The organism is Serratia sp. (in: enterobacteria), from assembly GCF_052400455.1.
GTDB classification, from domain to species: Bacteria; Pseudomonadota; Gammaproteobacteria; order Enterobacterales; family Enterobacteriaceae; genus Serratia; species Serratia ureilytica.
The window spans coordinates 1,418,768-1,444,510 of sequence record NZ_CP185812.1 but is presented as its reverse complement, the minus strand read 5'-3'; the positions used below and the strand labels follow the sequence as shown (position 1 = coordinate 1,444,510).

25 protein-coding genes are annotated in these 25,743 nt (G+C 63.7%); 10 read left to right on the top strand and 15 right to left on the bottom strand.

All coding sequences use genetic code 11. The annotated features are described in order from the left end of the window. Positions 1-151 precede the first annotated feature (151 nt). Together ACORQT_RS06930 and ACORQT_RS06925 are read right to left on the bottom strand one after the other, a co-directional pair. Positions 152-775 carry a glutathione S-transferase family protein gene (locus ACORQT_RS06930; protein WP_164057402.1) on the bottom strand — a complete coding sequence of 208 codons (624 nt, stop codon included), beginning with the start codon at positions 773-775 and terminating at the stop codon, positions 152-154. Between the two features lie 9 nt (positions 776-784). After that, positions 785-967, bottom strand: coding sequence for a DUF1127 domain-containing protein (locus tag ACORQT_RS06925; RefSeq protein ID WP_071845081.1), 183 nt, complete (start codon positions 965-967; stop codon positions 785-787). A gap of 180 nt (positions 968-1,147) precedes the next feature. Here ACORQT_RS06925 and ACORQT_RS06920 point away from each other — a divergent pair, with 180 nt between their 5' ends. The 3 genes from ACORQT_RS06920 to ACORQT_RS06910 all read left to right on the top strand — a co-directional run bounded on the left by ACORQT_RS06920 (position 1,148) and on the right by ACORQT_RS06910 (position 4,353). Beyond that, positions 1,148-2,584: an aminotransferase-like domain-containing protein gene (locus ACORQT_RS06920; protein WP_444859346.1), complete on the top strand. Its 1,437-nt coding sequence runs from the start codon at positions 1,148-1,150 to the stop codon at positions 2,582-2,584. Positions 2,585-2,665: 81 nt separating this feature from the next. Beyond that, positions 2,666-3,691, top strand: coding sequence for an AraC family transcriptional regulator (locus ACORQT_RS06915; RefSeq protein ID WP_164057404.1), 1,026 nt, complete (start codon positions 2,666-2,668; stop codon positions 3,689-3,691). Beyond that, on the top strand, positions 3,688-4,353 hold the full coding sequence (locus ACORQT_RS06910; RefSeq protein ID WP_033652680.1) for an epimerase: 666 nt from the start codon (positions 3,688-3,690) through the stop codon (positions 4,351-4,353). Before ACORQT_RS06915 ends, ACORQT_RS06910 begins: the two co-directional genes overlap by 4 nt. Before the next feature lie 10 nt (positions 4,354-4,363). Here ACORQT_RS06910 and ACORQT_RS06905 read toward each other — a convergent pair whose 3' ends face one another. Beyond that, complete coding sequence (locus ACORQT_RS06905) at positions 4,364-4,786, bottom strand: NUDIX hydrolase (RefSeq protein ID WP_033642342.1); 423 nt, start codon at positions 4,784-4,786, stop codon at positions 4,364-4,366. 107 nt (positions 4,787-4,893) lie between these two features. Here ACORQT_RS06905 and sseA point away from each other — a divergent pair, with 107 nt between their 5' ends. Then, positions 4,894-5,739 carry a 3-mercaptopyruvate sulfurtransferase gene (sseA, locus tag ACORQT_RS06900; protein WP_089192576.1) on the top strand — a complete coding sequence of 282 codons (846 nt, stop codon included), beginning with the start codon at positions 4,894-4,896 and terminating at the stop codon, positions 5,737-5,739. Here the strand turns inward: sseA and ACORQT_RS06895 are convergent. Further along, positions 5,736-6,605, bottom strand: coding sequence for a LysR substrate-binding domain-containing protein (locus ACORQT_RS06895; protein WP_033642340.1), 870 nt, complete (start codon positions 6,603-6,605; stop codon positions 5,736-5,738). The two genes, sseA and ACORQT_RS06895, sit on opposite strands and share 4 nt — an antisense overlap. A gap of 280 nt (positions 6,606-6,885) precedes the next feature. Between ACORQT_RS06895 and ACORQT_RS06890 the strand changes: the two genes are divergently transcribed. From ACORQT_RS06890 to ACORQT_RS06875, 4 genes are all read left to right on the top strand, one after another. Beyond that, entirely contained in the window at positions 6,886-8,121 is a 1,236-nt protein-coding gene (locus ACORQT_RS06890; protein ID WP_240290314.1) for an FAD-dependent oxidoreductase, read from the top strand. 68 nt (positions 8,122-8,189) lie between these two features. After that, positions 8,190-8,450: a type II toxin-antitoxin system Phd/YefM family antitoxin gene (locus ACORQT_RS06885; protein ID WP_016928576.1), complete on the top strand. Its 261-nt coding sequence runs from the start codon at positions 8,190-8,192 to the stop codon at positions 8,448-8,450. Beyond that, complete coding sequence (locus tag ACORQT_RS06880; protein WP_055312493.1) at positions 8,410-8,757, top strand: type II toxin-antitoxin system RelE/ParE family toxin; 348 nt, start codon at positions 8,410-8,412, stop codon at positions 8,755-8,757. The genes ACORQT_RS06885 and ACORQT_RS06880 overlap by 41 nt, the downstream gene beginning before the upstream one ends. A gap of 24 nt (positions 8,758-8,781) precedes the next feature. Beyond that, positions 8,782-9,294, top strand: a complete 513-nt coding sequence (locus ACORQT_RS06875) for a GNAT family N-acetyltransferase (protein WP_164057405.1) — start codon at positions 8,782-8,784, stop codon at positions 9,292-9,294. Between the two features lie 22 nt (positions 9,295-9,316). Here ACORQT_RS06875 and ACORQT_RS06870 read toward each other — a convergent pair whose 3' ends face one another. Further along, positions 9,317-9,829 carry a DUF2165 family protein gene (locus ACORQT_RS06870; protein ID WP_042783943.1) on the bottom strand — a complete coding sequence of 171 codons (513 nt, stop codon included), beginning with the start codon at positions 9,827-9,829 and terminating at the stop codon, positions 9,317-9,319. A 134-nt stretch (positions 9,830-9,963) separates the two neighbouring features. Between ACORQT_RS06870 and ACORQT_RS06865 the strand changes: the two genes are divergently transcribed. Together ACORQT_RS06865 and ACORQT_RS06860 are read left to right on the top strand one after the other, a co-directional pair. Continuing rightward, complete coding sequence (locus ACORQT_RS06865) at positions 9,964-10,227, top strand: type II toxin-antitoxin system ParD family antitoxin (RefSeq protein ID WP_004939442.1); 264 nt, start codon at positions 9,964-9,966, stop codon at positions 10,225-10,227. Further along, the gene (locus ACORQT_RS06860) at positions 10,212-10,511 is read left to right on the top strand and encodes a type II toxin-antitoxin system RelE/ParE family toxin (RefSeq protein WP_042783942.1); all 300 of its coding nucleotides are present in this window, start codon (positions 10,212-10,214) and stop codon (positions 10,509-10,511) included. Before ACORQT_RS06865 ends, ACORQT_RS06860 begins: the two co-directional genes overlap by 16 nt. A 7-nt stretch (positions 10,512-10,518) precedes the next feature. On the opposite strand, the gene urtE is transcribed toward ACORQT_RS06860, so the two are convergent. From urtE to ACORQT_RS06810, 10 genes are all read right to left on the bottom strand, one after another. Further along, positions 10,519-11,217 (bottom strand): urea ABC transporter ATP-binding subunit UrtE, encoded by a 699-nt coding sequence (gene urtE, locus ACORQT_RS06855; protein ID WP_046686646.1) that lies wholly within the window; start codon positions 11,215-11,217, stop codon positions 10,519-10,521. 12 nt (positions 11,218-11,229) lie between these two features. Beyond that, complete coding sequence (gene urtD, locus ACORQT_RS06850) at positions 11,230-12,036, bottom strand: urea ABC transporter ATP-binding protein UrtD (protein WP_164057406.1); 807 nt, start codon at positions 12,034-12,036, stop codon at positions 11,230-11,232. Beyond that, on the bottom strand, positions 12,033-13,109 hold the full coding sequence (gene urtC, locus ACORQT_RS06845; protein ID WP_033642333.1) for an urea ABC transporter permease subunit UrtC: 1,077 nt from the start codon (positions 13,107-13,109) through the stop codon (positions 12,033-12,035). Before urtC ends, urtD begins: the two co-directional genes overlap by 4 nt. Next, complete coding sequence (gene urtB, locus ACORQT_RS06840; protein WP_089191348.1) at positions 13,109-14,689, bottom strand: urea ABC transporter permease subunit UrtB; 1,581 nt, start codon at positions 14,687-14,689, stop codon at positions 13,109-13,111. Before urtB ends, urtC begins: the two co-directional genes overlap by 1 nt. Before the next feature lie 56 nt (positions 14,690-14,745). Further along, complete coding sequence (gene urtA, locus ACORQT_RS06835) at positions 14,746-16,014, bottom strand: urea ABC transporter substrate-binding protein (protein WP_164057407.1); 1,269 nt, start codon at positions 16,012-16,014, stop codon at positions 14,746-14,748. Positions 16,015-16,049: 35 nt separating this feature from the next. Then, a complete protein-coding gene (locus tag ACORQT_RS06830) occupies positions 16,050-16,760 on the bottom strand; it encodes a GntR family transcriptional regulator (protein ID WP_164057438.1) in 711 nt (236 codons plus the stop codon). Positions 16,761-16,774: 14 nt separating this feature from the next. Further along, a complete protein-coding gene (uca, locus tag ACORQT_RS06825) occupies positions 16,775-20,395 on the bottom strand; it encodes an urea carboxylase (protein WP_042785661.1) in 3,621 nt (1,206 codons plus the stop codon). 2 nt (positions 20,396-20,397) lie between these two features. Beyond that, positions 20,398-22,227: an allophanate hydrolase gene (atzF, locus tag ACORQT_RS06820; RefSeq protein ID WP_164057408.1), complete on the bottom strand. Its 1,830-nt coding sequence runs from the start codon at positions 22,225-22,227 to the stop codon at positions 20,398-20,400. Positions 22,228-22,449: 222 nt separating this feature from the next. Beyond that, positions 22,450-25,017 carry a putative mucin/carbohydrate-binding domain-containing protein gene (locus ACORQT_RS06815; protein WP_042783939.1) on the bottom strand — a complete coding sequence of 856 codons (2,568 nt, stop codon included), beginning with the start codon at positions 25,015-25,017 and terminating at the stop codon, positions 22,450-22,452. A 175-nt stretch (positions 25,018-25,192) separates the two neighbouring features. Next, positions 25,193-25,657 carry a DUF1456 family protein gene (locus ACORQT_RS06810; RefSeq protein ID WP_042783937.1) on the bottom strand — a complete coding sequence of 155 codons (465 nt, stop codon included), beginning with the start codon at positions 25,655-25,657 and terminating at the stop codon, positions 25,193-25,195. Positions 25,658-25,743 lie beyond the last annotated feature (86 nt).

The following is a 25,743-nucleotide window of genomic DNA, read 5'->3' as shown; positions in this document are numbered from 1 at the left end:
TGGAATATAAATTTCAATAACAAGCGCACGGAAAAAGAAAGTTCGGATTCGTGATGTCGTTCATGAAACGTTGACAGGATGATGCAAAAAGGAAAATCCGAACGCAGCGTTGCCGTATCCGGATAAGGTAAAATGAACCATTTATTTCATATTACGGTAAACCGTTGGCACCGTGCTGAACGTAGCCAGGGCGTTGCAGCAGGCGCTGCTGATAGGCCGCCAGCGCCGCATACTCCGGCCGCTCGAACGACGTCATCAGCCAGCGGTTGAGCGACAGCCCCAGCACTACGTCCGCCAGCGTGAAGGCAGCGCCGGCGGCGTAAGGGCCGTGCTGCGCCAAATGCGCATCCAGCAAGCCCATCAGCCGATTCCACTCGCGCTCGGCGACGGCCAGGCTGGCGGCATCCTGGTAATCCGCATGCCCGCGCACGCGCGACATGAACACATAGCGCCAGGCGCCATTCAGATCGGTGGCCTGCCAGTCCATCCAAATCTCCACCGCCGCGCGCGCGCCGGGTTCCTGCGGCAGCAGATCGCGGCGCCTTTCCCGCCCCGCCAGATAGCGGCAAATGGTGTTCGACTCCCACAGCACCCGCGCGCCGTCGATCAGCACCGGCACCAGGCCGTTGGGATTGAGCGCCAAAAACTCGGGTTCCTGCGTGGAGCGAAAGCCGCTGCCCCAGTCTTCCCGTTCCAGCGTCAGCCCCAGCTCATGGCTGGTCCACAGCACCTTGCGCACGTTGATCGATGAGGCTTTGCCCAATAATTTCAGCATCCGCTTTCCTTATTCTCTCCAGAACGGTTTATACCCTTCCCGCCAGGCATCCGCCCGCGTCAGGCCGATATCCGCCAGTTGCCTGTCGTTCAGCAGCAGTAACTCTCTGCGCGTTCTGCGACGCAACAAATACCAACGCCAGCGTGACCAGCCTCCCCGTCGCCACGTCGTCATGCCATCAAACAGAGCCATCTTATTATTCCCCCTGATGTTTTCGCCTTGTTGTGATGATGCGCGCCGGGCAAAAAACAATACAGATGCACGTTAGCGCTATTTTTTTCATACAGCTGCATACCAAAATGCGCTGAATGGTTTACTTTTGAGGCATCTGTACCGGTTTTTCGGTTACTTTTCCTGATGAGGGATATCTGTATGACACGCTACGCCACGCTGGCCGCCATTCTCAGCCAACGCATTCAGCAAGGGCTGTATCCGGTCGGCCACCGCTTGCCTTCGGTGCGCGCGCTGAGCCTGGAACACGGCGTCAGCATCAGCACGGTGCAACAAGCCTACCGCCTGCTGGAAGAACAGCGCCTGGTGGAAGCGCGACCGAAATCGGGCTACTTCGTGCATGCGCAGCGCACGCAGGCCGAGCTGCCCGCCATGACGGCGCCGACGCAGCGGCCGGTGGACATTTCGCAATGGGAACAGGTGCTGGAACTGGTGCGCACCCGGCCGCGCGAGGGCCTGATCCAACTGGGGCGCGGCATGCCGGACATCGCCGAGCCGACGATGAAACCGCTGATCGTCGCCCTGCGCAACGCCGCCCGTCACGGCGACTTGCGCAGCCTGTATTACGACAGCATCCAGGGCGTGACCGCGCTGCGCGAACAGGTCGCTCGCCTGCTGCTGGATTCCGGCTGCCAAATCGGCGCCGATCAGTTGCTGATCACCACCGGCTGTCAGGAAGCGATCTCCGCCGGGCTGCGCGCCGTTTGCCAACCCGGCGACATCGTGGCGGTCGATTCCCCCTGTTTCCACGGCACCATGCAAACGCTGAAGGGATTGGGCATCAAAGCGCTGGAAATCCCCACCGATCCGCTGACCGGCGTGAGCCTGGCGGCGCTGGAGATGGCGCTGGAACAGTGGCCGGTCAAGGCCATCCTGCTGACGCCCAACTGCAACAACCCGCTGGGCTACATCATGCCCGACGCCCATAAACAGCGGCTGCTGACGCTGGCGCAGCGCCACGACGCGGCGATCATCGAGGATGACGTTTACGGCGACATCGCCTATCACTACCCGCGGCCGCGCACCATCAAATCGTTCGACGAAGATGGCCGCGTGCTGCTGTGCAGCTCGTTTTCCAAAACGCTGGCGCCGGGGCTGCGCGTGGGCTGGATCGCGCCCGGCCGCTATCTGGAGCGGGTGCTGCACATGAAGTTCATCGGCTCCGGCGCCACCGCCACCCAGCCGCAGCTGGCGATCGCCGACTTCATCCGCGGCGGGCACTATCTGAAGCACCTGCGGCGCATGCGCGCCCGCTACCAGCAAAACCGCGACCGCATGACCGATCTGATCCTGAAATACTTCCCGGCCGGCACCCGCGTCAGCCGGCCGCGCGGCGGTTTTATGCTGTGGATCGAACTGGACGAGGCGTTCGACACCCTGCGGCTGAACCGCCATCTTGAACAGCAAGGCGTGCAAATCGCCGTCGGCAGCATTTTTTCCGCCGCCGGCAAGTACCGCAACTGTCTGCGCATCAACTATGCGCCGACGCTGACGACGGAGATCGAACAGGCGGTACAACGGGTCGGCGCCACCATCCAGGCGCTGATGCCGAGCAACAGTTTGGCGCAATCGGATTAAATCTTGACGCGATCGGATTATCGGCGCACGGACAGGTTGTTTTAGAGTAATGCCTTCTCTTACCACTGGCAGGCAACAACCATGAGCAGCGATCAAATTCCGGTTTCCAACGCGTTGGCGGTGCGCCTCGCGGCGCAAGGCGTCGATCTCGAACGGGTCGGTCAGTTGGCCGGCTTGCCCGCCGGGCTGCTCAGCGAGCGGCGCGTAAAAGTGCGGTTGACCACCCAGCAGTTCTTCGCCGTCTGGCGCGCCCTCGCCCAACTGAGCGACGATCCCGCCTTTGGTCTGCGGCTGGGCGGCGACGTCGTGCCGGAGCATTACGATATCGCGTCAGTCGCCGCACTGCACTCCGCCACGATGGGCGAGGCCCTGCGTAAAGTCGCGCGCTACAAACGGTTGGTGTGCCCGGAAGAACTGATGCTGGAGGAAGATGGCGACAGCGTTCGGCTGCATACGCGTTGGACGATGATTGAGGACCATACGCCGGAATTGCTGATAGACACCATGTTCGCCTCTATCACCACCCTGTGCCGCCGTGGCACCGGTTTACCGCTGCAACCCAAGGCGCTTGAAGTGACCCGCCGTCGCGATCCCCACTCACCGCTGCTGCGCCACTTCGGCTGCCCGGTGCGATTCGACGCGCCGCTGGACGTGCTGGTATTTGACCGTGCGCTGATGCAGCAGCCGCTCATCACCCACGACCAGGACATGCTGGCGCTGCTGCTGCCGGAGCTGGAAGCCGAGTTGGCCGAAGCGCGCGCCGAGCAAGACTTGCCCACACAGGTGATGACGATCCTCGGCCGCAGCATGCGCGGCCAGCGCCCCAGCGTCAACAGCGTGGCCGCGGAGCTCTATCTCAGCCCACGCACGCTGCAGCGCCGTCTGCAACGGCACGGCTACAGCTACCAGCAGTTGTTGGACAAAACCCGCCACCGCACCGCCTGCCGCTTGTTGGCGGAGACCGATCTTGAGCCAGGGGAAATCGCCTTTGTGCTGGGATTCGAAGAGCTGAATTCGTTCAGCCGCGCCTTTATTCAGTGGGAAGCGCTGACGCCCAGCCGCTGGCGCATGCAGCGCACCGCCGGCCAGTGGGAGAACAGAGCATGAAAGTGATTATCTTCGGCGCCAGCGGCATGGTGGGCCAGGGCGCGCTGCGGGAATGCCTGCGCGATCCGCGGGTCAGCGAAGTACTCAGCATCGGCCGTCGCCCGGTGGCGCAAAGCCACGCCAAACTGCGCCAGCTTTCTGTGCCCGATCTGCATGATCTGTCGGCGCTGGAGCCGCAGCTCGCCGGCTATGACGCCTGTTTCTTCTGCCTGGGGATTTCGTCCGCCGGCCTGAGCGAAGCCGAGTATCGCGCGGTGACTTACGATCTGACGCTGGCCGCCGCCCGCCCGCTGGCGAGGCTGAATCCGACGATGGTCTTCCTCTACGTTTCCGGCGTCGGCACCGACAGCAGCGAACGCGGCCGCAGCATGTGGGCCAGGGTCAAGGGCGCCACCGAAAACGCGCTGCTGGCGCTGCCGTTCCACGCGGTGATGTTCCGCCCCGGCGCCATTGTGCCGCTGCACGGCATTCGCTCCAAAGTCCGCGCATACGATCTGATTTATCGGCTGTTCAAGCCGCTGTGGCTCGGCGCATTGCGACTGTTTCCCGCGCAGGTGAGCAGCACCGAACGAATCGGGCTGGCGATGCTGGCGGTGGCGCGCCGGGAAACGGCCTTGCGCATCCTGGAGCCGCCGCAGATCAATCAACTGGCGACGCGCTGAAATACCGTCATCAACCGCGCCGCCGCCAATACTCCGCCACCCGGCGGCGCAGATGCTCGATGCCCTGCGGATGCTCAATAAACTGCGCCACCGGCATCATCCGCCAGCGTTGGCCTTCGTCGCCGAAGCGAATGGCGGCGATCTGCGCCGGGGCGATCTCGCCGGCCATAAACCAGGTCGGCGGGGAGCCGGGCAAAATGCCGGCGTAGCGTCGCCGCCAGACAACCTGGTGTTCGGCGATCGCCACGCCGAACTCTTCCCGCGTTTCCCGCTGCACACACTGCAGCGGCGTTTCGCCGTTTTCCCGCCCGCCGCCGGGCAGATCCCACTGACCGGGCCACGGAATGCCCGGCTTGTCGTCCCGTTGGTAAACCAGCAAGAGACCGTCGCACAGCAGCGCGATCTTGGCCCCGCCAAACGCCTCGTCCGTCATGATTTCTCCGCTCCCGGCCCCATCGCCTTTGACTGAACATCATACTTCATCCCCGCGCGGCCTGGTGTATAGTGAAAATCCGTTTTCACAACAGGCGAACAATGACGATGAACTCTCCGTTTCTGGTGACTCCCCAATGGCTTGCGCAACATATCAACGATGAAAATCTGGTGGTGATCGACGTTCGGATGTCGCCGGTCGGGCTGACGCCGAAAAAAGACATGCTTGCCGAGTTCGAACGCGGCCATATCCCCGGCGCGGTCTATTTTGATATCGACGACGTGGCGGACAAAAACACCGCGCTGCCGCACATGTTGCCGACGGCGGCGGAATTCGCCGCGGCGGCGGGCCAATTGGGCATCAGCGAGCGCGATACCCTGGTGATTTACGACGAGGGCAATCAGTTCTCCGCACCGCGCGGCTGGTGGACTTTCCGCAATTTCGGCGCCGAGCGCGTTTATGTGCTGGATGAAGGGCTGAACGGCTGGACCGCGCTGGGGCAAGCGCTGGAAACCGGCCCGGCGCAGCCTGCCCCGCTGACGTTCAACGCCCGGTTCAACGCCGACGCGGTGGTGGATATGCGGCAAGTGGAGCAAGCGTTAGGCACGCCGGTGCAAATTCTCGACGCGCGCGCCGCGCCGCGCTTTTATGCCGAAGCGCCAGAGCCGCGCCCCGGCCTGCATCGCGGCCATATTCCCGGCAGCATCAACATTCCGTACGGCGAGCTGCTGGAAAACGGCCGCTTCAAATCATTGGAGGCGCTGCGCCAAACCTTCAGCGACAAGGGGGTGGACATCAACGGCCCAATCATCACCAGCTGCGGCTCCGGCGTGACGGCGGCGGTGCTGGCGTTTGGCCTGCTGTCGCTCGGCGCGCCGCAGGTCAAGCTGTATGACGGCGCCTGGAGCGAATGGGGCCAGCTGAGCGGCAAGCAGCCTATCGCCCAAGATTAAGTTTCGATCCGCTCGACCACGATTTGCGCCAGCCGCTGCACGGCGGCCGAAGGCTGATCCTCGGCGCGGTGCAACACCACGCCGAGTTGGCCGAGAGCGGGCAGCAGATCGGGGGCCAGCGGCGACAGGCCGGGCGGCAAGCCCGCCGCCGTGCGCACCGTAACGCCCAACCCGGCGCTCACCGCCGCCCACACGCCGTTCAGGCTGCGGCTACTAAAGGCGATGCGCCAGGGTATGCCGGCGCGATCCAGCGCCTGCGTCGCCGCGCTGCGCATCAGACAGGGCGCGTCGAACATCACCAACGGCAGCGGCTCATCCCCTTCTCGCCAGGGCGCCAGCGCGAAGCCGGGCGACGCGATCCAGTGCAACTGCCGCTGCCCCAGCGCCTGATGAAACGGCGTGCTCAGACCGCCATCCCACGCCAGCGACAGATCCAGCTGGCCTTTCAGCACCCAGTCGATCAGCTCGGCATTACGCGCGATGCGCGCCTCGATCCTCACCTTTGGATTGGCGCGCGCGAAGCTGCCCAACACCTGCGGCAGAAACGTCTCGCCGAAATCCTCCTGCAACCCCAGCCGCACCGTGCCCTGCAGATCCAGCCCGCGCACCGCGGCGGCGGCTTCGTCATTAAGCTCCAGCAGGCGGCGCGCGTAGCCAAGCAGAGTTTCCCCCGTCTCGGTCATCACCATGCCGCGCCCGGCCTTGCGCAGGATCGGCGCGCCAACCTGCTGTTCCAGTTTTTTCAGGTGGGCGCTGACCGCCGACGTCGAGCGCCCCAGCCGTTCAGCCGCCTTGGCGAAGCTGCCCAGCTCGACGCCGGTGACGAAGCTGCGCAAATCCTCGAGATCGAACGTTATTCGCCCCATGCTGACCATCCTGATTTTCTGAACCATCAATCAAAATAATACCGATTTTACTGATAAAGATGGCGTGTCACGCGCTCCGGGTCAATGTCTTTCCGGAGAATCCTTATACTCGCGATGCAATACCGTTTTACCCTGCCCGCCGGTTCCGCCCCTCTGTCCGCTCCCTTTGACCACACTGCGCCGCGGGTTGACAGCTCAATGTGATATTGATAATCATTATCAATATTGCATATTCATTTGCGGCTCGCGGGATGCGGGCCGTTCTCCGGGGTCAACCGTCATGTCGTCATCACCAATCACACCTTACGCCACCACCTGCTGCATCGTGGGAGGCGGCCCCGCCGGGCTGATGCTCGGCTATCTGCTGGCGCGGGCGGGGATCGACGTGACGGTGCTGGAGAAGCACGCCGATTTCCTGCGCGATTTTCGCGGTGACACCATTCACCCGTCGACGCTGGAAATCATGCATCAACTGGGCCTGCTCGACGAACTGCTGACGCTGCCGCATCAGCGCGCGGAATCTCTGCACGCCGAAGTCGCCGGACGCGACATCAAGCTGGCGGATTTCACCCGCCTGCCGACGCGCTGCAAATTTATCGCCTTTATGCCGCAGTGGGAGTTCCTCAACTTTTTGGCCCAGCAGGCCGCCGCCTTCCCCAACTTCAGGCTGCTGACCTCAACGCAGGTTCACCAGCTGCTGTACGACCGCGGCCAGGTGTGCGGCGTGCTGGCCGACACGCCAGAAGGCCCGATCCGCGTGCGCAGCCAGTTGGTGATCGGCACCGACGGCCGCAACTCGGTAGTGCGCGAACAGGCGGCGCTCAGCAGCCGATCCTTCGGCGCGCCGCGCGACGTATTGTGGATGAAGCTCAGCAAGCAGCCGGGCGATCCGGCCTGGTCGATGGGCCACACCGGGCCGAAACAGAACTTCATCATGATCGATCGCGGCGACTACTGGCAGTGCGGTTACTCGATCGACAAAGGCAGCTTCGATGCGATCCGCCACAGCGGGCTGGAGAAATTTTTACTGCACCTCGCTGAGGTGGCGCCGTTCCAGGACGATCGCCTGCAGGAGATCGTCGAGTGGGATCAGGTCAAACTGCTGAGCATTCGCATCGATCGTCTGGATCGCTGGGCCAAACCGGGAGTGCTGTGCATCGGCGACGCCGCGCACGCCATGTCGCCGATCGGCGGCGTGGGCGTCAACCTGGCGATTCAGGACGCGGTGGCCGCCGCCAACGCCCTGATCCCGCCGCTGCGCCAGCATCGGCTGCAGCTGAAGCATCTGCTGAGCGTGCAGCGCCGGCGCGAATTCCCCACTCGCGCCATCCAGTTTTTGCAGATCAAAATGAGCCAGCGCAAGCCGGGCGAACGCCGCGCGGCGGGCGGCTCGCGCTTGATCGCCCGCGTCGGTAACAGCCGCTGGCTGCCGCGCCTGTTCGGCCGCATCATCGGCCTGGGTTTTCGCCGTGAAACACCGCGGCATCTGTCCAACGAAACCTGCCCGCCGGAATAGCATTGGTGATTTTTTCATCGCGTCGTATAATGGTTAAATCGAACGATTTAATTAACTGGAGCGATTAAATGTACGCACTCACCGCGAACGAGGCCAAAACCCAATTCGGCGATTTGCTGCTCAAGGCGCAGCGTGAACCGGTGCAAATCAATCGCAACGGCAAACCGGTCGCCGTCGTCATGTCTGTAGAAGATTACCAGGCGCTGGAAGATCTCAAATTAAGCGCACTGCAGCAAAAAATCGCGCAGGCTACCGCCGAGGAAGACGCCGGTAAGGCGGTAGACGGCGATGCCTTCTTCAACCGTCTACTCACCGATGAAACAGACTGAGATGCCCGCGTTTCGCCTCACCCCGCAGGCCCAACAAGATCTGCTGGCTATTCGTCATTTCACCATCGAGCACTGGGGCCAAGCGCAATCTCGCCGCTATCTTGAGCAGTTGAGAGAGGTCATGCATCATTTGGCAGATATGCCGGAAGCGGGTAAAGCTCACTTCCACGATCTGGGCGAAGAGATACGCAGTTTTCCTTACGCCAGCCATAGGATCTACTACCGCAACCGCCCTGCCGGCATCACCGTTCTCGCCATTCTGCATCAGGCGATGGTGCCTCACCGGCATCTGGAACAACGGCTGTAATTTTTCTTACTCAAAGGGGCACTGATGTTCACCGTCCGTCAGGCATTGCTGGAAGATTTAACGCAAGTGCGCGATATCGGCATCCGCACCTACCGCGCCCACTTCGGTGAGCTGTGGCGCTACCCGCACGAGCTGGAGGTCTTTCTGGCGGAGAATTTTTCCGTCTCCGCGTTGGAACGGACGCTGCGCGATCCCAACGTTTGCTGGCTGTTGGCCCATGAGGATGACGCCCTCGTCGGCTATGCGCGGGTGAATTTCGACAGCCTGCTGGCACCAACCGAGCACATCGGCGCAGAGCTGCAGAAAATCTATTTTCTGCCGGACCATGCCGGCAACGGCTATGGCCAGCGCCTGTACGAACAGGTACAGCAGCGGGCTATCGACCGTCGGCAAAAAACGCTGTGGCTGGAAGTGCTGCAACGCAACACCCGCGCCCAACGTTTTTATCAGCGTCAAGGATTGAGCATTTGTGGCGAGACCTGCTACACCAGCGCCCAGGGCTCGATAGGCATTTGGTATATGAGCAAGGCGCTGTAACCGCGCCCCACTCCGCCGTCGTTTAGCGCGGCTCCCGCTGCAGCATCAGGAACAGCAAGGCAAACGCATTGGGCGCCAGGTAGATCAGCGCCCCCAGCTGCACCGCCAGCGGATCCTTCTTGGCCTGCCAGGCCATAAACCAGTCGCCGGCGACCACCATAAAGCCGACGCCCCACACCGTTATCGCGCAAAGCGCCCCCAGCATCGCCCAGACTTTGCCCTTGGCGAAAGCGGCGTAAGGGCCTTTCAATCGCCCGATCATCAACGCCACGCCCGCCGTCGCGAATAGGCCGGCCAGCGTTTCCAGCGCGGTGATGACCGCCAACCCCAACATGCAGGCCCAGTCGGCGCTGATCGCGCGCCACATCAGCCCCGGCGTTTGATAAGTATCCTGCATGGCGAGCAGCGGCCCCACCGCATTGCGCGCGGTGCCGGCGAAATCCGCCGTATTGTTCAACAGGCTAAACAGCCCCCACAGGGCCGGAAACAGGGACAGGACGATGCAACCGAGGCGTGACACAGTGATTTCGTTCATGGTTATCCTTAATGAATAAACGGGTGGCTCCCGTCCTCATGACGGGACCGCTATTGAGATCCTGATAGTTTGACGTGCACAATGTAAGAACTAATCTTACAATGACGCAGCATAGCCGAAAGTGAGGAGGAACAATGGGCAGAACACTAACGGTAGATCTGGGTGACGAACTGCGTAGCTTCGTCGAAGACCTGGTGGCCAGCGGCGATTACCGAACGCCCAGCGAAGTCATCCGCGAATCCGTGCGCACTTTGCGCGAACGTACCGCCGCCTCAAAACTGGAAGAGCTTAGGCGCTTGATCGCCGAAGGAGAGAACAGCGGCGAAGCCGTCGAATGGGATCGTGATGTGTTCATGGAAAGAATACGGAGCAAAGCAAAAGGATGCGCAGGAGAGTAACCGTTCGTCCAAAAGCGTTGGACGATATGGAAGAGATCTATTTTTACGGGTTGGCGCACTTTGGCTTGCAGGTGGCCGAAGATTATCTGCGCCGCCTGCATCAGGCTTTCGATAACCTTAGCCACCACCAACTCGGCAAAAACATCGATGCAATCGGCCCCGGCCTATGGGTATTGCCCGTCGCCAACCACCTGATTTATTTTCGACAGCACAGGCGGGAGGTGAATATCATCAGAGTGCTGCATCATTCCCGCGATCCGCTCAGCCAATCCTTTTTCAGCTGACCCAACGTTAAATCGCCACCAGCGCGCGGACGCCGTCCTGTTCCATAGCGCTGCCGGCGCCGCGCTGCACGATGCTGCCGCGCGACATCACCAGATAGCTGTCCGCCAGGTCGGCGGCGAAGTCATAGAACTGCTCCACCAGCAGGATCGCCATATCGCCCCGCGCCGCCAGCTGTTTGATCACCGCGCCGATCTCCTTGATCACCGAAGGCTGGATCCCTTCCGTCGGTTCGTCGAGGATCAACAGCTGCGGTCGGCAGGCCAGCGCCCGGCCGATCGCCAGCTGCTGTTGCTGCCCGCCGGAAAGATCGCCGCCGCGCCGATCCTTCATTTGCCGCAGCACCGGAAACAGTTCATAGATCGGATCCGGCACCGCGCGCGCGTCGGCGCCGGAAAAACGCGCCAGCCCCATCAGCAGATTTTCCTCCACCGTCAGGCGCGGAAAAATCTCCCGCCCCTGCGGCACATAGGCGATGCCCGCCTGCACCCGCTGATGCGGCTTTTTACCGGTGATGGTTTCGCCCCGCCAACGGACGCTGCCGCTGCGCGCCGGGATCAGCCCCATCAGGCATTTCAGCAGCGTGGTCTTGCCCACGCCATTGCGCCCCAGCAGGCAGGTCACCTCGCCGATGCGCGCCTCGAACGACAGGCCGCGCAGAATGTGGCTGCCGCCGTAATACTGATTCAATTCCTCTACCTGCAGCATGATTACGCCTCCTCAGCGCCCCAGATATACCTCAATCACCCGTTCATCGGCCTGCACCTGCGCCAGCGATCCTTCCGCCAGCACCTGTCCCTGATGCAGCACCGTCACGCGATCGGCAATGGTTTCCACAAACCCCATGTCGTGCTCCACCACCATCAGCGAATGCTTGCCCGCCAGCTCGCGGAACAGTTCGGCGGTGTAGTCGGTTTCAGCGTCGGTCATGCCGGCCGCCGGCTCGTCGAGCAACAGCAGGTGCGGTTCCTGCACCAGCAGCATGCCGATCTCGAGAAACTGTTTCTGCCCGTGGGACAGCAGCCCGGCGGGCCGGTGGCGCTCGTGCCCCAGCCGCAGGGTCTTCAGCATCTCGTCGATGCGGTCGCGCTGTTCGCTGCTTAAACGGGCGCGCAGGCAGGTCCATACCGACTTGCGGGTTTTCTGGGCGATCTCCAGATTTTCGAACACCGTCAGCGCCTCGAACACCGTCGGTTTTTGAAACTTGCGGCCGATGCCGGCATGGGCGATCTGCATCGGCGCCAGCCGGGTCAGATCGACGGTCTGGTCGTAAAACACCCTGCCGCTGTCCGGCCGGGTTTTGCCGGTGATCACATCCATCAGCGTGGTCTTGCCGGCGCCGTTGGGGCCGATCACGCAGCGCAGTTCGCCGACGCCAATGCGCAGCGACAGATCGGTCAGCGCGCGAAAACCGTCGAAGCTGACGTTGACGTTGTCGAGCTGCAACACCGGATCGGTTTGCTGCCGGTATTTGTCCGCCGGCAGCGGATGGGTAAACAGTTCGTCGGTCACTTGCATCGCCTTCATGAGGATTTCCTCCGACGCAGCAGGCCAATCACCCCTTTGGGCAGAAACAACGTGACGACGATAAACATCAGGCCGAGGAAAAACTGCCAGTATTCGGGAATGGCCATGGTGAACCAGCTCTTGGCGCCGTTGACGATGCCGGCGCCGAGCAGCGGCCCCACCAGGGTGCCTCGCCCGCCAAGGGCGACCCAAATGGCGGCCTCGATCGAGTTGGTCGGCGACATTTCGCCGGGGTTGATGATGCCGACCTGCGGCACATAGAGCGCGCCGGCCAGCCCGCACAGCACCGCCGACAGCGTCCAGACGAACAGCTTGAAGCCCTTCGGATCGTAGCCGCAGAAGGTCAGGCGGTTTTCCGCATCGCGCACCGCGGTCAGCACCCGGCCGAACTTGCTGCGCGCCAGCGCAAAGCCGATGGCCAGGCTGGCGGCCAGCAGCAGCACCGTCGCCAGGAACAGCGCCACCCGCGTGCCGGCGGCGGTGATGGGAAAGCCGAGCAGCGTGGTGAAACCGGTAAAGCCGTTATTGCCGCCGAAACCGGTCTCGTTGCGAAAGAACAGCAGCATGCCGGCATAGGTCAGCGCCTGGGTCATGATCGAGAAGTACACCCCTTTGATTTTCGAGCGAAAGGCGAAGTAGCCGAACAGGAAAGCCAACAGGCCCGGCACCAGCACGATCAGGCACAGCGCCCAGGCGAAATGCTGGGTGCCGCTCCAGAACCACGGCAGCTCGTTCCAGGAGAGGAACGCCATAAACGCCGGCAGCCCGTCACCCGCCGCCTGCCGCATCAGGTACATGCCCATGGCGTAGCCGCCGAGCGCGAAGAACAGCCCGTGGCCGAGCGACAGCAGCCCGGCATAGCCCCACACCAGATCGAGCGCCACCGCCACCACCGCGTAGCACAGGATCTTGCCCGCCAGCGTCAGGGTATAGGTGGACACCGCCAGCGGATGACCCGCCGGCAACAACGTCATGAACGGCATGACCAGCAGCGCCAGCAACGCCAGCCCGCCGATGCTCAACGCCAGCCGGGGCGCTTTCTGCACGCCGGTTACGGTCAATGGTTGGCTCATCAGTCAATCACCCTGCCCTTAAGGGCGAACAGCCCCTGCGGACGCTTTTGAATAAACAGAACGATCAGCACCAGGATCAGGATCTTGCCCAACACGGCGCCGATCTGCGGCTCGAGGATCTTGTTGACGATGCCGAGGCCGAAGGCCGCCGCCACCGTCCCCGCCAGCTGGCCGACGCCGCCGAGCACCACCACCAGGAACGAATCGATGATGTAACCTTGCCCCAGCTCCGGCCCGACGTTGCCCAACTGCGACAGCGCCACCCCGCCAAGCCCGGCGATGCCGGATCCCAACCCGAAGGCCAGCATGTCCACCCGCCCGGTGGGCACGCCGCAGCAGGCCGCCATCGCGCGGTTTTGCGTCACCGCGCGCACGTTCATGCCGAGCCGGGTTTTGTTCAGCAGCAGCCAGGTCAACGCCAGCACCAGCAGCACGAACGCGATCACCGCGATGCGGTTCCACGGCAACACCAGGTTCGGCAACAGCTGCACGCCGCCCGACAGCCACGCCGGGTTGGCGACCTCGACGTTCTGCGCACCGAACAGCACCCGCACCAGTTGGATCAGCACCAGGCTGATGCCCCAGGTGGCCAGCAGGGTTTCCAGCGGCCGGCCGTACAGGTGGCGGATCACCGTGCGCTCCAGCAGCATACCGATCCCGGCGGTGATGGCGAACGCCACCGGCAGCGCCGCCAGCGGGTAGAGCGCCAGCCACTGCGGCGCAAATTGCTGAAACAACCCCTGCACCAGATAGGCGGAATAGGCGCCGAGCATCAGCATTTCGCCGTGCGCCATATTGATGACGCCGAGCAGGCCGTAGGTGATCGCCAGGCCAAGCGCCGCCAGCAGCAGGATCGAACCGAGCGACAGGCCGCTGAACGCCTGGCCGAGCAGATCGCCGATCATCAGGCGGTGCTGCACGCGCTGCAGGCTGCGCTGCGCCTCGGCGCGCACCGCGGCGTCCGGCTCAATGGCCGCGTCGGTCAAGGCTTGCAGCCGCGCGCGGGTTTCCGGCTTGCCCGATTCCCCCAGCAGCCGCACCGCATTGAAGCGCACCTGCGGGCTGGCGTCGGCCAATTGCAGGTTCGCCAGCGCAATGCTCAGCGCGTCGCGTACCTGCGGGTCTTTCTCCTGCGCCAGCCGCCGGGTCAACAGCGGCAACTGCTCGCCCTGCGCCTCGCGCTGCAGCGCGGTCGCCGCCTGCAGCCGCACCGCCGCGTCCGCGCTGACCAACCGCTGCGCCGACAACGCGTTGGCGATCAGAATGCGCAGCCGGTTGTTCAGCCACACTTTCTTCGGCTCGCCAACCGGGGCCGCCTCACCTTCAAGCGGCAGATAGCGGTCGCCCTGGCGGATAAAGGCGCGCTTCGCCTCGTCGATCGCCACGGTTTCCTGCTGCAGCCCCTGCAGCAACGGCAGGCGCGCGGCGTCCGGCTCGGCCGCCCACGCCTGCAGCAGTTTGGCCTGCTGCGCGCGAGTGGCCGCCGCGAACTCATCGGCCGGCCCGGCCTGCGCCAGCAGGGGCCAGGCGCACAACAGCCACAGCCCGGCGCGCAGAGAGGATAAAAACGGAGATTGCATCAGCTGCCTCTTCTGTTGGGCCGGCGCGCGTCGGGCCGCGCCGGCGCTGAGTGACGTTACTTGCCGCCTTTCACCGGGTAATCCGGTTTTTTGTCGTTGCCGGCAATATACGGACTCCACGGCTGCGCGCGCACCGGCGCCTCGGTCTGCCACACCACGTTGAACTGGCCGTTGCCCTCGATCTCGCCGATCATCACCGGCTTGTGCAGGTGGTGATTGGTCTTGTCCATGGTCAGCGTGAACCCCGACGGCGCGGCGAAGGTTTGCCCGGCCATCGCCGCGCGCACCTTATCGACGTCGGTGGAGCCGGCCTTTTCCACCGCCTGCGCCCACATATGGAGGCCGACGTAGGTGGCCTCCATCGGATCGTTGGTGACCGCAGTGGCGTAATTCGGCAGATTGTGCGCCTTGGCGTAGGCTTTCCACTGGCTGACAAACTGTTTGTTGGTCGGGTTATCCAGCGATTCGAAGTAGTTCCAGGCCGCCAGGTTGCCCACCAGCGGCTTGGTGTCGATGCCGCGCAGCTCTTCCTCGCCGACCGAGAAGGCGATCACCGGCACGTCGGTGGCCTTGACGCCCTGGTTGGCGAGTTCTTTGTAGAACGGCACGTTGGAATCGCCGTTAATGGTGGAAATCACCGCGGTGTTGCCGCCGGCGGCGAACTTCTTGATGTTGGCGACGATGGTCTGGTAATCGCTATAGCCGAACGGCGTATAGACCTCTTCGATATCCTTGTCCTGCACGCCTTTGCTGTGCAGGAAGGCGCGCAGGATCTTGTTGGTGGTGCGCGGATAGACGTAATCGGTGCCCAACAGGAAGAAGCGCTTGGCGCCGCCACCGTCCTCGCTCAGCAGGTATTCCACCGCCGGGATCGCCTGCTGGTTCGGCGCCGCACCGGTGTAGAACACGTTCGGCGACATCTCTTCGCCTTCGTATTGCACCGGATAGAACAACAGTCCGTTCAGCTCCTCAAACACCGGCAGTACCGACTTGCGCGACACCGAAGTCCAGCAGCCAAACACCGCCGCCACCTTGTCCTGGCTCAGCAGCTGGCGCGCCTTTTCGGCGAACAGCGGCCAGTTGGAGGCCGGATCCACCACCACCGGCTCCAGCTTTTTGCCGAGCACCCCGCCTTTGGCGTTGATCTCGTCGATGGTCATCAGCGCCACATCCTTCAGCGGCGTCTCGGAAATCGCCATGGTGCCGGAAAGCGAACTCAGAATACCGACCTTGATGGTGTCGGCGGCCTGCGCGCTCCAGGCCAGGCCCAGGCCGACAGCGGCGGCGGACAGCGCAAAAGCTTTGATAAAACGACGACGTTGCATAGTTCAAACTCCTGATGTGTGTGAAATCAAAATCGTTACGCCGAGCGCGCAGGCTGCTGAGCCCGCGCCTGGTGCAACATGTGCAGCGTTATTTTTCGCACTTCTGCCTTGCTGACGGCGATGTGCTCGCCGAGCAGCGTTTGCGCCTCCCCGCTTTGCCGCTGCAGGATCGCCTGCAAAATGGCGGCGTGCTCGCGGTAGGTGGCGTCCACCCGCGCCTGCTGGGTGAAATCCAGCCGGCGAATGATGCGGATCTTTTCGGTCAGTTCGCGGTGAATGCGCGCCATTTCGCCGTTGCCCGCCGCGGCCACCAACGCCTGATGAAACTGCTCATCGTGCTGCGACACCGCCTTGCCGTCCGCCAGGCGCGGCGCTTCGGTCCAAAAACGGCTCAGCGCCGACAGCGCGTCCGGCGTTTCCCCGGCCGGGCGTTCGCACAGCCGTTTCACCGCCTCTTGCTCCAGCACGATGCGCAGGTCGTACAGCTCTTCGAAGTAGGCGAAATCGAACGGCCGCACCTGCCAACCGCTGCGAAACAACACCTCGACATAGCCTTCGCGCTCCAGCCGAAACAGCGCCTGACGCACCGGCGTGCGGCTGGCCGCCATGCGCTGCGCCACGTCGCTTTCGCTGAAGCGATCGCCCGGCAGCAGGCGAAACTCGAAGATGTCGGCCTTGAGCTGCAGATAAATGCGCTCCGCCAACCCTTCCGGGCGCGCCTTGTGCTCTCCGTTGGTGATTTGCATCATCGCTCCTCCGTTCAGACCGCCTTTTCCAGCCACAGCAGGGCGTCGCCCGGCCCGACCGGCCGCCCCTGCCGGCAGCTGATGCGTTTAACGATCCCGGCGCGCGGCGCGGTGACCGCCAGCTCCATTTTCATCGCCTCGACCACGATCAGCGGCTGCCCGGCCGCCACCGCCTGCCCCGGTTCCACCAGGATTTTCCACACGCTGCCGTTCAGATCGGCGCTGACCAGATCGCCGTCGATGGCGTCTTCTTCCTCCGGCGGCAACAGTTGCGCCTCGGCCTCGTCGTCATCGCTGCGCCAGCGCGCCACTTCGGCGCTGAACGCCTGCTGCTGGCGATGCTGGAAGTCGGCGATCGCCTCGGCGTTGTCGGCCAGGAAACGGGTGTAGGCGGCGAAGTCGAACTCGCTCTCTTCGATGCGCACCTGCATGCGCCCTTCACGGAACGCTTCGCGCTGCTCGTCCAGCTCTTGCTCGCTGACCGGGTAGAAGCGCACCTGATCGAAGAAGCGCAGCAGCCAGGGCTCACCGGCGGTGAACTGCGGGTTTTTGAGAAACTTGTTCCAGATCGGCAGCGTGCGCCCCACCAGCTGGTAACCGCCCGGCGAATCCATGCCGTAGATGCACATGTACATGCCGCCGATGCCGACCGTCCCTTCGGCGGTGTGGGTGCGCGCCGGGTTGTATTTGGAGCTCAGCAGGCGATGGCGCGGATCGAGCGGCACCGCGCAGGGCGCGCCGAGGTAGACGTCGCCCAGCCCGAGGATCAGGTAGCTGGCGTCGAACAGAATGTCGCGCACCTGCTCGCGTCGGCTCAGGCCATTGATGCGCTGAATGAAATCGACGTTGTTCGGCAGCCAGGGCGCCGAGGCGCGCACCGTCTGTTGATAGCGATCCACCGCCCCCAGCGTGGCCGAATCCTCAAACGCCATCGGCAGCCACACGGTGCGCGTCGGCACCTTCAGGCGGCTGACGTCCCCCAGCGCCCGTTCGCGCGCCAGTAGGCGCTGCAGCAGGTCGGCCTGGCTAATCTGCCGGCTGTCGTAGCGGATCTGCAGCGAACGCACGCCGGGCGCCAGCTCCGCCACGCCCGGTATCGCCTCCTCACGCAGCGACTGCATCAGCAGATGAATGCGCAGCCGCAGCGCCAGATCGAGCACATTGTCGCCGTACTCCATCAAGATGTAGCCGTCCCCCGCCTGGCGATACGCCACCGCCGGGCGCCCTTCCGCCGCCGGCAGCGCCGCCAGCACCGCGGCGGAAACGGTCTCCGCCGGGGCCAGATCCGGCGGCGGCAGGGTGATGGCCTTCACCGCCGCCAGCGCTTCGATGCTGCCGAGCTGCGCCTGCTCCAGCGACTGCGCCTGCCGGAAGCCGATCGGATGGAAACGGATGCGGTCGCCCGGCTTCACCTGCCCCACTTTCCACAGTTCAGCCTTGGCGATGGTCACCGGGCAAACGAAGCCGCCGAGGCTGGGCCCGTCGCGGGTCAGGATCACCGGGAAGTCGCCGGTGAAGTTGATGGCGCCGATGGCGTACTCGCAGTCGTGCACGTTGGAAGGATGCAAACCGGCCTCGCCGCCGTCCTCCCGCGCCCACTCGGGCTTCGGCCCCGACAGGCGCACCCCGAGGCGGTTGGAGTTGTAATGCACCTGCCAGTCGGTGGCGAAAAAGGCCTCTATCGATTCAGCGGTGAAAAAGTCCGGCGCGCCGTGCGGCCCGTACAGCACGCCGATGTGCCACTGGTCGCCGTAGTGCGGGATCAGGCTGTCGTCCATCGCCTGCGGCGCGGCGATCGGCGCCGGCGTGGTGCTGGCCGCCAGCGCCGGTTGGGCGATCGCCAGCATGTCCGCCACGCGCAAGGTGCGCCCGGCGTGGCCGCCGAACTGGCCCAGCGCGAAGGTGGAGCGGCTGCCGAGATACACCGGCACGTCAAAGCCGTTGCGTACCGCCAGATAGGTGCGGCAGCCTTGCGTAGCGCGCCCCAGCGTCAATACCTGCCCGGCCCGCACCGCGATCGGCCGCCAGTAGGCGACCGCCTCGCCATCCAGATCGGCCGGGCAGCTCGCGCCCGTCAGCGCGATGGTGGCGTCGCAGTGAAAGCGCAGCGTCGGCCCCTGCAGGGTAAACTCCAACCCGGCGGCCGCCGGGTGGTTGCCGACGATGCGGTTGGCCAGCCGAAACGCGAAGTCGTCCATCGGGCCGGACGGCGGCACGCCGATGTCCCAATAGCCGAGGCGGCCGGGATAATCCTGCACGCTGCTGTAGGTGCCGGGTTGCAGCACTTCGAGGCAGTGCGGCTGGAAACGCACATCGTCCAGCAGGCGCGTCCAGACGTCGCCGCGCTGAAATTGCGGCGTGGCGATCACCTGCCGCAGATAGTCGAGGTTGGTGGCGATGCCGTGCAAACGGGTCGCCGCCAGCGCCACGCGCAATTTTTCCAGCGCCTGCGCCCGATCCGCGCCGTGCACGATCAGCTTGGCGATCATCGGGTCGTAAAACGCCGACACTTCGCTGCCGGTCGCCACCCAACCGTCGAGGCGCACGTCGTCAGGGAAATGCACCTCGGTCAGCACGCCGGGGCTGGGCTGGAAGTTTTTCAGCGGATCTTCGGCGTAGAGGCGCACCTCGATCGCCGCGCCCTGCGGCGCGCGTTGCAACGCCGCCCAATCCAGCGCGTCGCCCGCCGCCACCTGCAGCATGCATGCGATCAGATCCAGGCCGGTGACCATTTCGGTGACCGGGTGCTCGACCTGTAAGCGGGTGTTCACCTCCAGGAAATAAAACTCGTCGCGCGCGGCGTCATAGATAAACTCTACGGTGCCGGCGCTACGGTAATTCACCGACTCGCCCAGCGCCACCGCCGCCCGGTGCAGCGCCTGGCGGGTCGCCGCCGGCAGATGCGGCGCCGGGGTTTCCTCCACCACCTTTTGGTTGCGCCGCTGCAGCGAACAGTCGCGCTCGCCGAGCGCCGCCACCCGCCCCTGGCCGTCGCCGAAAATCTGCACCTCGACGTGGCGCGCCCGATCGACGAAGCGTTCGATAAAGGCGCCGGCGTCACGGAAGAACTGCTCTCCCAGCCGTTTGACGCTGTCGTACGCGTCGCGCAGCGCCGCCTCGTCGTCACAGCGCGTCAGGCCGATGCCGCCGCCGCCGGCGGTGCTTTTCAGCATCACCGGGTAGCCGATGCGCGCGGCGGCGGCGACCGCCTGCTCAACGCTCTCCAGCAAGCCGGTGCCCGGCGTCATCGGCACCCCGGCCAACGCCGCCAGCTCGCGCGCCCGGTGCTTGAGGCCGAACTCGCGCATCTGCGCCGCCGTCGGGCCGATAAAGGCGATGCCCGCCGCTTCGCAGGCGTCGGCAAACTCGGCGCTCTCGGACAAAAAGCCGTAGCCGGGGTAGATCGCCTGCGCGCCGGTGGCCGCTGCCGCCGCGAGGATCTTGTCGATGCGCAGGTAGCTGTCGGCGGCCTTGTCGCCGCCGAGCGCCACCGCCCTGTCGGCCTCGGCGACGTGCGGCGCATTGCGGTCGGCGTCGGAATAGACCGCCACGCTGGTTACGCCCAGGCGTTTCAGGGTGCGAATGGCGCGGCAGGCGATTTCGCCGCGGTTAGCGATCAGTACGGTAGTAAACATGTTCATGCCCCCTTAACGCTGGCGAGATAGTCGCGCCAGCCGCCAAACTCAGTGATATCCGTCGCGTCTTCCAGCGCCCAGGCTTCGCAGATAAACCCCTTCACCCGCCGGCCGTCCGCCAGCAGCAGCGTGCCGATGCCCAATGGCGCCGGGATTTCCGCCACAAACTCGCCGAAACGGGCCAGCGGGATGTCCCACAGCTCAACGCGGATCGCCGCCCCCTGCGCCGCGCGCGCCAGCCCCGGCTTCGGCGGCTCGGTATCGGCCAGCGCATACAGGCGATAGCAGGGGGCGGTAGCGGTTTGCTCCACCTGCACCGCGTCGCGCTGTGTCAACTGGACGTTGAGCGGCATGCCGCTCAGGTGAGCGCCCACTACCGCCAGACGCACGTGCCCTGTGGACGGCGCAGACACAGGCTGCGGCGGCAACGCCCGGCCGATAGCGCCGAGCGGCAAGGCGCTTTGTCGTTGCCAGCGCACGCCAAACGCCGCCAGCGCCCGGTCATGCCAGGCGGGCGCAATCAGGGTGATGCCCGCCGGCAGACCGTCTTCGCGCAGCGGCCCCGGCAGCGCCAGCGCGCTCAGATCGGCCAGGTTGGTGAAATTGGTGTAAGTGCCGAATTGCGAATTGAACAGCACCGGCTCCTGCGCCATCTCCGCCAGGGTGCGGATAGTGGGCGCGGTCGGCACCACCAGCGCGTCGAACGGCGCCAGCCGCTGGGCGATTTGCCGCGCCAGCTCGGCGCGCAGGTATTCCGCCTTGTAGGCGTCGCAGGCGCTGTAGCCGAGGCCGTTGCCGACGATGCCGCGCACCACCGGATCGATAGCCTGCGGGCTCGCTTCCAGCACCTGCTCAATGGCTACCGTGCGCTCCGCCACCCAGGGGCCGTAATACAGCTGCTCCGCCAGAGTGCGAAACGGCGCGAAATCGAGGGGTTCCAGCGTGGCGCCGCCCGCCTGCAGCTGCGCCAGCGCTCGGTGAAACGCCCGCTCGGCCTGAACATCGCCGAAAAACTCCAGCTGGGCGGGAACGGCGAAACGCGGCGCGGCGGGGATATCCGCCGGCGCGGTATGCGGATCGGGGCGGGAATACGGGTCTGCCGCGTCAAAGCCGCTCGCCAGTTCCGCCACCAGCGCGGCGTCGGCCACCGTCAGCGCGAAAACCGACACCGTATCGTTCAACCGGCAGGCCGGCACCACGCCGCGGTTGGACAACCGCCCCTTGGTCGGCTTCAGCCCGACGATGTTGTTGAACCCGGCGGGCACACGCCCCGAACCGGCGGTGTCGGTGCCGAGCGCGAACGGCACCAGGCCGCGCGCCACCACCGAGGCGGAGCCGGAGCTGGAACCGCCGCTGACGTAGCGGCTGTCGAAGCTGTTGACCACTGCGCCATGCGGTGAGCGAGTGCCTACCAACCCGGTAGCGAACTGGTCGAGGTTGGTTTTACCAAGGGCGATCGCCCCGGCGGCGCGCAGGTGGGCGACCACGGTGGCGTCCGCCGCGGCCTGATAGGTGAACGCCGGGCAGGCGGCGCTGGTCGGCCAGCCGCCGACGTCGATATTGTCTTTGATGGCGAAGGGCACGCCGAACAGCGGCAGGCGGCTGAGATCGCCGGCGACCGCCTCGAGCCTCTGTGCCAGCTGCCGATACTGCTGCTCGCGCTGCGCCGGCGTAGCGAGATACAGCCAGGCGTTATCGTCTGGGTTCAGCCCGGCGACCAGCGTTTCGATCGTCGCACTGACGCAGGCAAGGCGCTCGCCCGCCGGGCGGGTTTGGTAATGGTGTTGCCATTCACTGAGGGTAAAACCGCACGCTACAACAGGTTCGCTCATCGACTGAATTCCATCTGGTACACAAGATGGGATTCAACAGAGCAACCGGCGTGCCAATTTTTAATCTCATGATTTCAATAAATTATAATTAAAACTTATGACGGCGGCGGCAAACGGGCTGCACCAGCGGCGCGCAGCGGGAGAACAAAAAGAGTGCAATGGCGGGATGATGCAGAGGAAAAACCGGGGCGACGCACTCGCCGCCCCGCAGGCCGATGGGGATCAGTCGTTGATGCGTTTCAAACCGACCGGCGTAATGCAGTAGGTCTGTTGCTTGCCCTTCTCCGCCAGCCGCAAGTGCTGCATTTCGTTGACGATCGCCAGGCGGTTGTCCGGCTCTTCATGCCGCAGATGAATCACTTCACCGCCGTAACCCGACAGCGGCAACACCCAGGTTTTGGCCGGTTGATTCTGGCTGCCGATGACGTCGTAGCTGAGCAAGACGTTGCCGTCCGCATCCGTCACGCTGAGGAAGGCATAGCTGTCGGCAAAGTAGTGGTGAGCAATCCCCGCCGCCAGCGTGACGGTAACGGTTTTCTTCACCAGATCGATGGCGCCGGTCAGGAACTGGCGATCGCCAATCCCTTTGCACGCCACGGTAAACGCATTGCCGACGTTGGCGCCCGGCGGCGTATTGTCGGCCGGCAGGCAATCCCGATAGGTCGCCAACAGTGACTCGCGCTGCGGCTCGGCAAAGGCGCCGAACGCCAGATAAATATCGTCCTTGAACGACGACGATGGCGCATAGTAAGCCGGCAACAGGCGACGCAAACGCTGCGCCGCCTGTTCCAGGCGCGCCAGCAGCGCCTGCTCGGGATCGCCGGGCAACGCCGGGTTTTTCAGCCCGCTGGTTTCGATGCGCAGTACGTTGGTTTTGTTTTTGTTATCGATGACGTCGGCCGCCGCCGGATTCAAACGCACCCGGCTCGGCTCCACATGGTAAATCTCGATGTCATCGCCCTCGGCAAACGGCAGCTCGTCATGACTTAACGTAGCCTGAGTGCCCTGAATCTCCTTGCTGAAGCGCACCGCGCCCTGCCGATCGCGCAGCGTCACCCGGGCATAGGTTTCACCGGGGAAGTAGGCGTGCGGCGTGGTGCTGGTCACGTCAACCACCACCGCTCCTTTGGCGCGATCGACGACCACGGTGGCGAAGACCGCATCGCTCAGGCCCAACAGATTGATCTCCTGCGAAACGATCGGCGAAGCGGCTTTGCGCTCGAAGCGAAGCGTCACCGCGTTTTTCCCCTGCTTCACCGTCAGGTAACCCGCCGTCGGCCGATATTTACGATCTTTGCCGGTCGGCAACCGCAAGGTATACACGCCGATCGGCAGCGCAGTCAGCGCCAGGGTCGGCGTGTCGATACGGACTTTGTGGGCATAGCGCGCCCCTTCCATCAGGATCAGGTCTTCACCGTAGATCTGCGCAAAGTCATCGATATCCAGACTCAGGGTGACGTCGCCTTTCAGCCCGCTGGCCTTGAGCTGGCAGGAATCGACCAGCCGCAGCGAGGAATCCAGTTTCAGCTGCGCCTGCACCGCCGGCAGACTCTGCGCGTCCACCAGTTGATACAGCGGATACACCGCCTTGGCGTGGCTGAACGCGTTGCGATCGCGCTGCGCTTGGGTGATCACGCCGCCGGTCAGCTCGACGAAAGGCGTCACGTCGATCTGCTCACCGGCCGCGGCGAAGCTTGCCGACAGCAGGTCCAGCAAGGCATGTTCCGACGGCACGAAGCCCGGCGTATTGCAGCTTTGACGATATTGCTGATTAAAGTGCGTGAAGGCGTTCTTGCCTGCCTTGTCGACCATCAGCATCGCAAAGAACAGCTTGGAGCGCAGATCCCACTGGTTGAGCGGCATGCCCTGAGCGATCAAATCGATGATTTTCTTCTCGACGGCGGCCGCGTTGCCGTAGTTATACAGCCACCCCTCCTGGTATTTGCGTTCCCCCAGCATCACGTCCTGATAGCAAGCGGCATAAATATTGTTCCACATCTCACCGGTGGAGAAATATTTGTCGCCCATAAAGTGCCCCTGATAGCCGTGCGCGATCTCATGCAGGCTGCCCCAGTTGCTGTCTTTCGGCGTCAGCCAGAAGCTGCTGACCGAGTTGCTGGTTTCCGCCGTCCAGCGGCCGCCGTAATACGCGGCGCCGGCGCCGTGCTTATCGGCCTTCATAAAGTAGCGGTTGCGAATATTGCGATCGGATTCGTGTTCAGCCTCGAACGAGACACCGGTCAGCGCATTGTAGAAAGTGAAAATGCGATCGTAGTAGGCGATCAGCCCGTCGATGTTTTTCGCGTCGCCCAGCGACTTCAGCGTCGGTTTACTGATTTTCGGCACCAGCAACACTGCGTATTCCGCATCGACCAGGGCAAACTCGGCGTCCCGATCGTCCCAGCGGGCAAAGAATGCGGCTTCGTTTTCGCCACGGCGATAAACCGGCAGCGCTTTCGCCGTGTCCGGGTACTCGAACTCCAGCGCCGGCTCGCCCTGCCCATACGGCGTATCGATGAACGGCACCGAGACGGCATTGACCTGGGCCTCGACCCAGCTCGCGCCGACGCTGAATTCCGCTTCCGTTTTGCTGTCGTCATTCAGCAAGCGCAGCGTGAGCTTGCCGGTAAACGCCGCGTTGGTCTGACGCACTCGCAGCACCTGCCCGGCGGCGAGAATGACGCCCAGGTGCTGGCGATCGTGATCGATGCCTTTGCTCATGCCTGCCGCATCCAGCCAGACCGGCCGGGTCAACGTGTAAAGTGATTGGGTTTTCGTGATGGTTGGCATCCTGCTTTCCTCATGGTTTGGGTGATTGAATTGACCATGAAAAAGTAACCGGATGGGCGGCACGCCCTCCATCGATGGCGGGTGGCTGAGGGCCAGTACAACAAAGGTAGGAGGGAGGAGACAAAAAAAAGGCGCAACCTTGCGATTGCGCCTGATGTTCGGTGAACGCTGCGCGTTACTCGCCGCGAACGCGCTGCGCCAACCCTTTGAGGAAGTAGCGCAGCATCTGATCGCCGCACGGGCGGTAGTTCTTGGTGCCCTCTTTGCGGAACAGCGCGCTCAGCTCCGGCTTGGAGATGCGGAAGTCCACCGCGGTGAAAATCTGGTGCATGTCGGTGTCTTTCAGCTCGAACGCCACGCGCAGCTTTTTCAGCACCAGGTTATTGGTGATCGGCAGTTCAACCGCCGGCGCCGGGAACTTGTCGTCCTTGCCGCGCTTGAAGAACACCAGGCCGTTGAGGAAGTGCGCCATCACTTCGTCAGGGCACTTCTCGTAGCCCTGCTCGCCTTCTTTGATCACGTAAGCGTCCATCGCCGACACCGCCACCTCGAAATCGTCCAGTTTGATAATCTCGACCATTTTGGCGTTGTTAATGCTCAGCATATAGCGCACGCTGCGCAGCACGTCGTTGTTCATCATGGGATTGCATTGCCTTTACTTGTCTAACGGGGACGTGCGCACATTGCGAAACGAAATGACTGCCACACACCTTGAATGTGCGGCAG

Excerpts from the sequence above, each read along its gene's own strand:
- ACORQT_RS06895 (WP_033642340.1), bottom strand. The coding sequence starts at position 6,605 with ATGGGGCGAATAACGTTCGATCTCGAGGATTTGCGCAGCTTCGTCACC.
- ACORQT_RS06920 (WP_444859346.1), top strand. The coding sequence starts at position 1,148 with ATGACACGCTACGCCACGCTGGCCGCCATTCTCAGCCAACGCATTCAG.
- ACORQT_RS06890 (WP_240290314.1), top strand. The coding sequence starts at position 6,886 with ATGTCGTCATCACCAATCACACCTTACGCCACCACCTGCTGCATCGTG.
- urtD (WP_164057406.1), bottom strand. The coding sequence starts at position 12,036 with ATGAAGGCGATGCAAGTGACCGACGAACTGTTTACCCATCCGCTGCCG.
- ACORQT_RS06925 (WP_071845081.1), bottom strand. The coding sequence starts at position 967 with ATGGCTCTGTTTGATGGCATGACGACGTGGCGACGGGGAGGCTGGTCA.
- ACORQT_RS06830 (WP_164057438.1), bottom strand. The coding sequence starts at position 16,760 with ATGCAAATCACCAACGGAGAGCACAAGGCGCGCCCGGAAGGGTTGGCG.
- ACORQT_RS06915 (WP_164057404.1), top strand. The coding sequence starts at position 2,666 with ATGAGCAGCGATCAAATTCCGGTTTCCAACGCGTTGGCGGTGCGCCTC.
- urtE (WP_046686646.1), bottom strand. The coding sequence starts at position 11,217 with ATGCTGCAGGTAGAGGAATTGAATCAGTATTACGGCGGCAGCCACATT.
- ACORQT_RS06815 (WP_042783939.1), bottom strand. The coding sequence starts at position 25,017 with ATGCCAACCATCACGAAAACCCAATCACTTTACACGTTGACCCGGCCG.
- ACORQT_RS06870 (WP_042783943.1), bottom strand. The coding sequence starts at position 9,829 with ATGAACGAAATCACTGTGTCACGCCTCGGTTGCATCGTCCTGTCCCTG.
- atzF (WP_164057408.1), bottom strand. The coding sequence starts at position 22,227 with ATGAGCGAACCTGTTGTAGCGTGCGGTTTTACCCTCAGTGAATGGCAA.
- ACORQT_RS06810 (WP_042783937.1), bottom strand. The coding sequence starts at position 25,657 with ATGATGAACAACGACGTGCTGCGCAGCGTGCGCTATATGCTGAGCATT.
- ACORQT_RS06880 (WP_055312493.1), top strand. The coding sequence starts at position 8,410 with ATGCCTTCTTCAACCGTCTACTCACCGATGAAACAGACTGAGATGCCC.
- urtA (WP_164057407.1), bottom strand. The coding sequence starts at position 16,014 with ATGCAACGTCGTCGTTTTATCAAAGCTTTTGCGCTGTCCGCCGCCGCT.
- ACORQT_RS06905 (WP_033642342.1), bottom strand. The coding sequence starts at position 4,786 with ATGACGGACGAGGCGTTTGGCGGGGCCAAGATCGCGCTGCTGTGCGAC.
- ACORQT_RS06910 (WP_033652680.1), top strand. The coding sequence starts at position 3,688 with ATGAAAGTGATTATCTTCGGCGCCAGCGGCATGGTGGGCCAGGGCGCG.
- ACORQT_RS06875 (WP_164057405.1), top strand. The coding sequence starts at position 8,782 with ATGTTCACCGTCCGTCAGGCATTGCTGGAAGATTTAACGCAAGTGCGC.
- sseA (WP_089192576.1), top strand. The coding sequence starts at position 4,894 with ATGAACTCTCCGTTTCTGGTGACTCCCCAATGGCTTGCGCAACATATC.
- uca (WP_042785661.1), bottom strand. The coding sequence starts at position 20,395 with ATGTTTACTACCGTACTGATCGCTAACCGCGGCGAAATCGCCTGCCGC.
- ACORQT_RS06865 (WP_004939442.1), top strand. The coding sequence starts at position 9,964 with ATGGGCAGAACACTAACGGTAGATCTGGGTGACGAACTGCGTAGCTTC.
- ACORQT_RS06860 (WP_042783942.1), top strand. The coding sequence starts at position 10,212 with ATGCGCAGGAGAGTAACCGTTCGTCCAAAAGCGTTGGACGATATGGAA.
- ACORQT_RS06885 (WP_016928576.1), top strand. The coding sequence starts at position 8,190 with ATGTACGCACTCACCGCGAACGAGGCCAAAACCCAATTCGGCGATTTG.
- urtC (WP_033642333.1), bottom strand. The coding sequence starts at position 13,109 with ATGAGCCAACCATTGACCGTAACCGGCGTGCAGAAAGCGCCCCGGCTG.
- urtB (WP_089191348.1), bottom strand. The coding sequence starts at position 14,689 with ATGCAATCTCCGTTTTTATCCTCTCTGCGCGCCGGGCTGTGGCTGTTG.
- ACORQT_RS06930 (WP_164057402.1), bottom strand. The coding sequence starts at position 775 with ATGCTGAAATTATTGGGCAAAGCCTCATCGATCAACGTGCGCAAGGTG.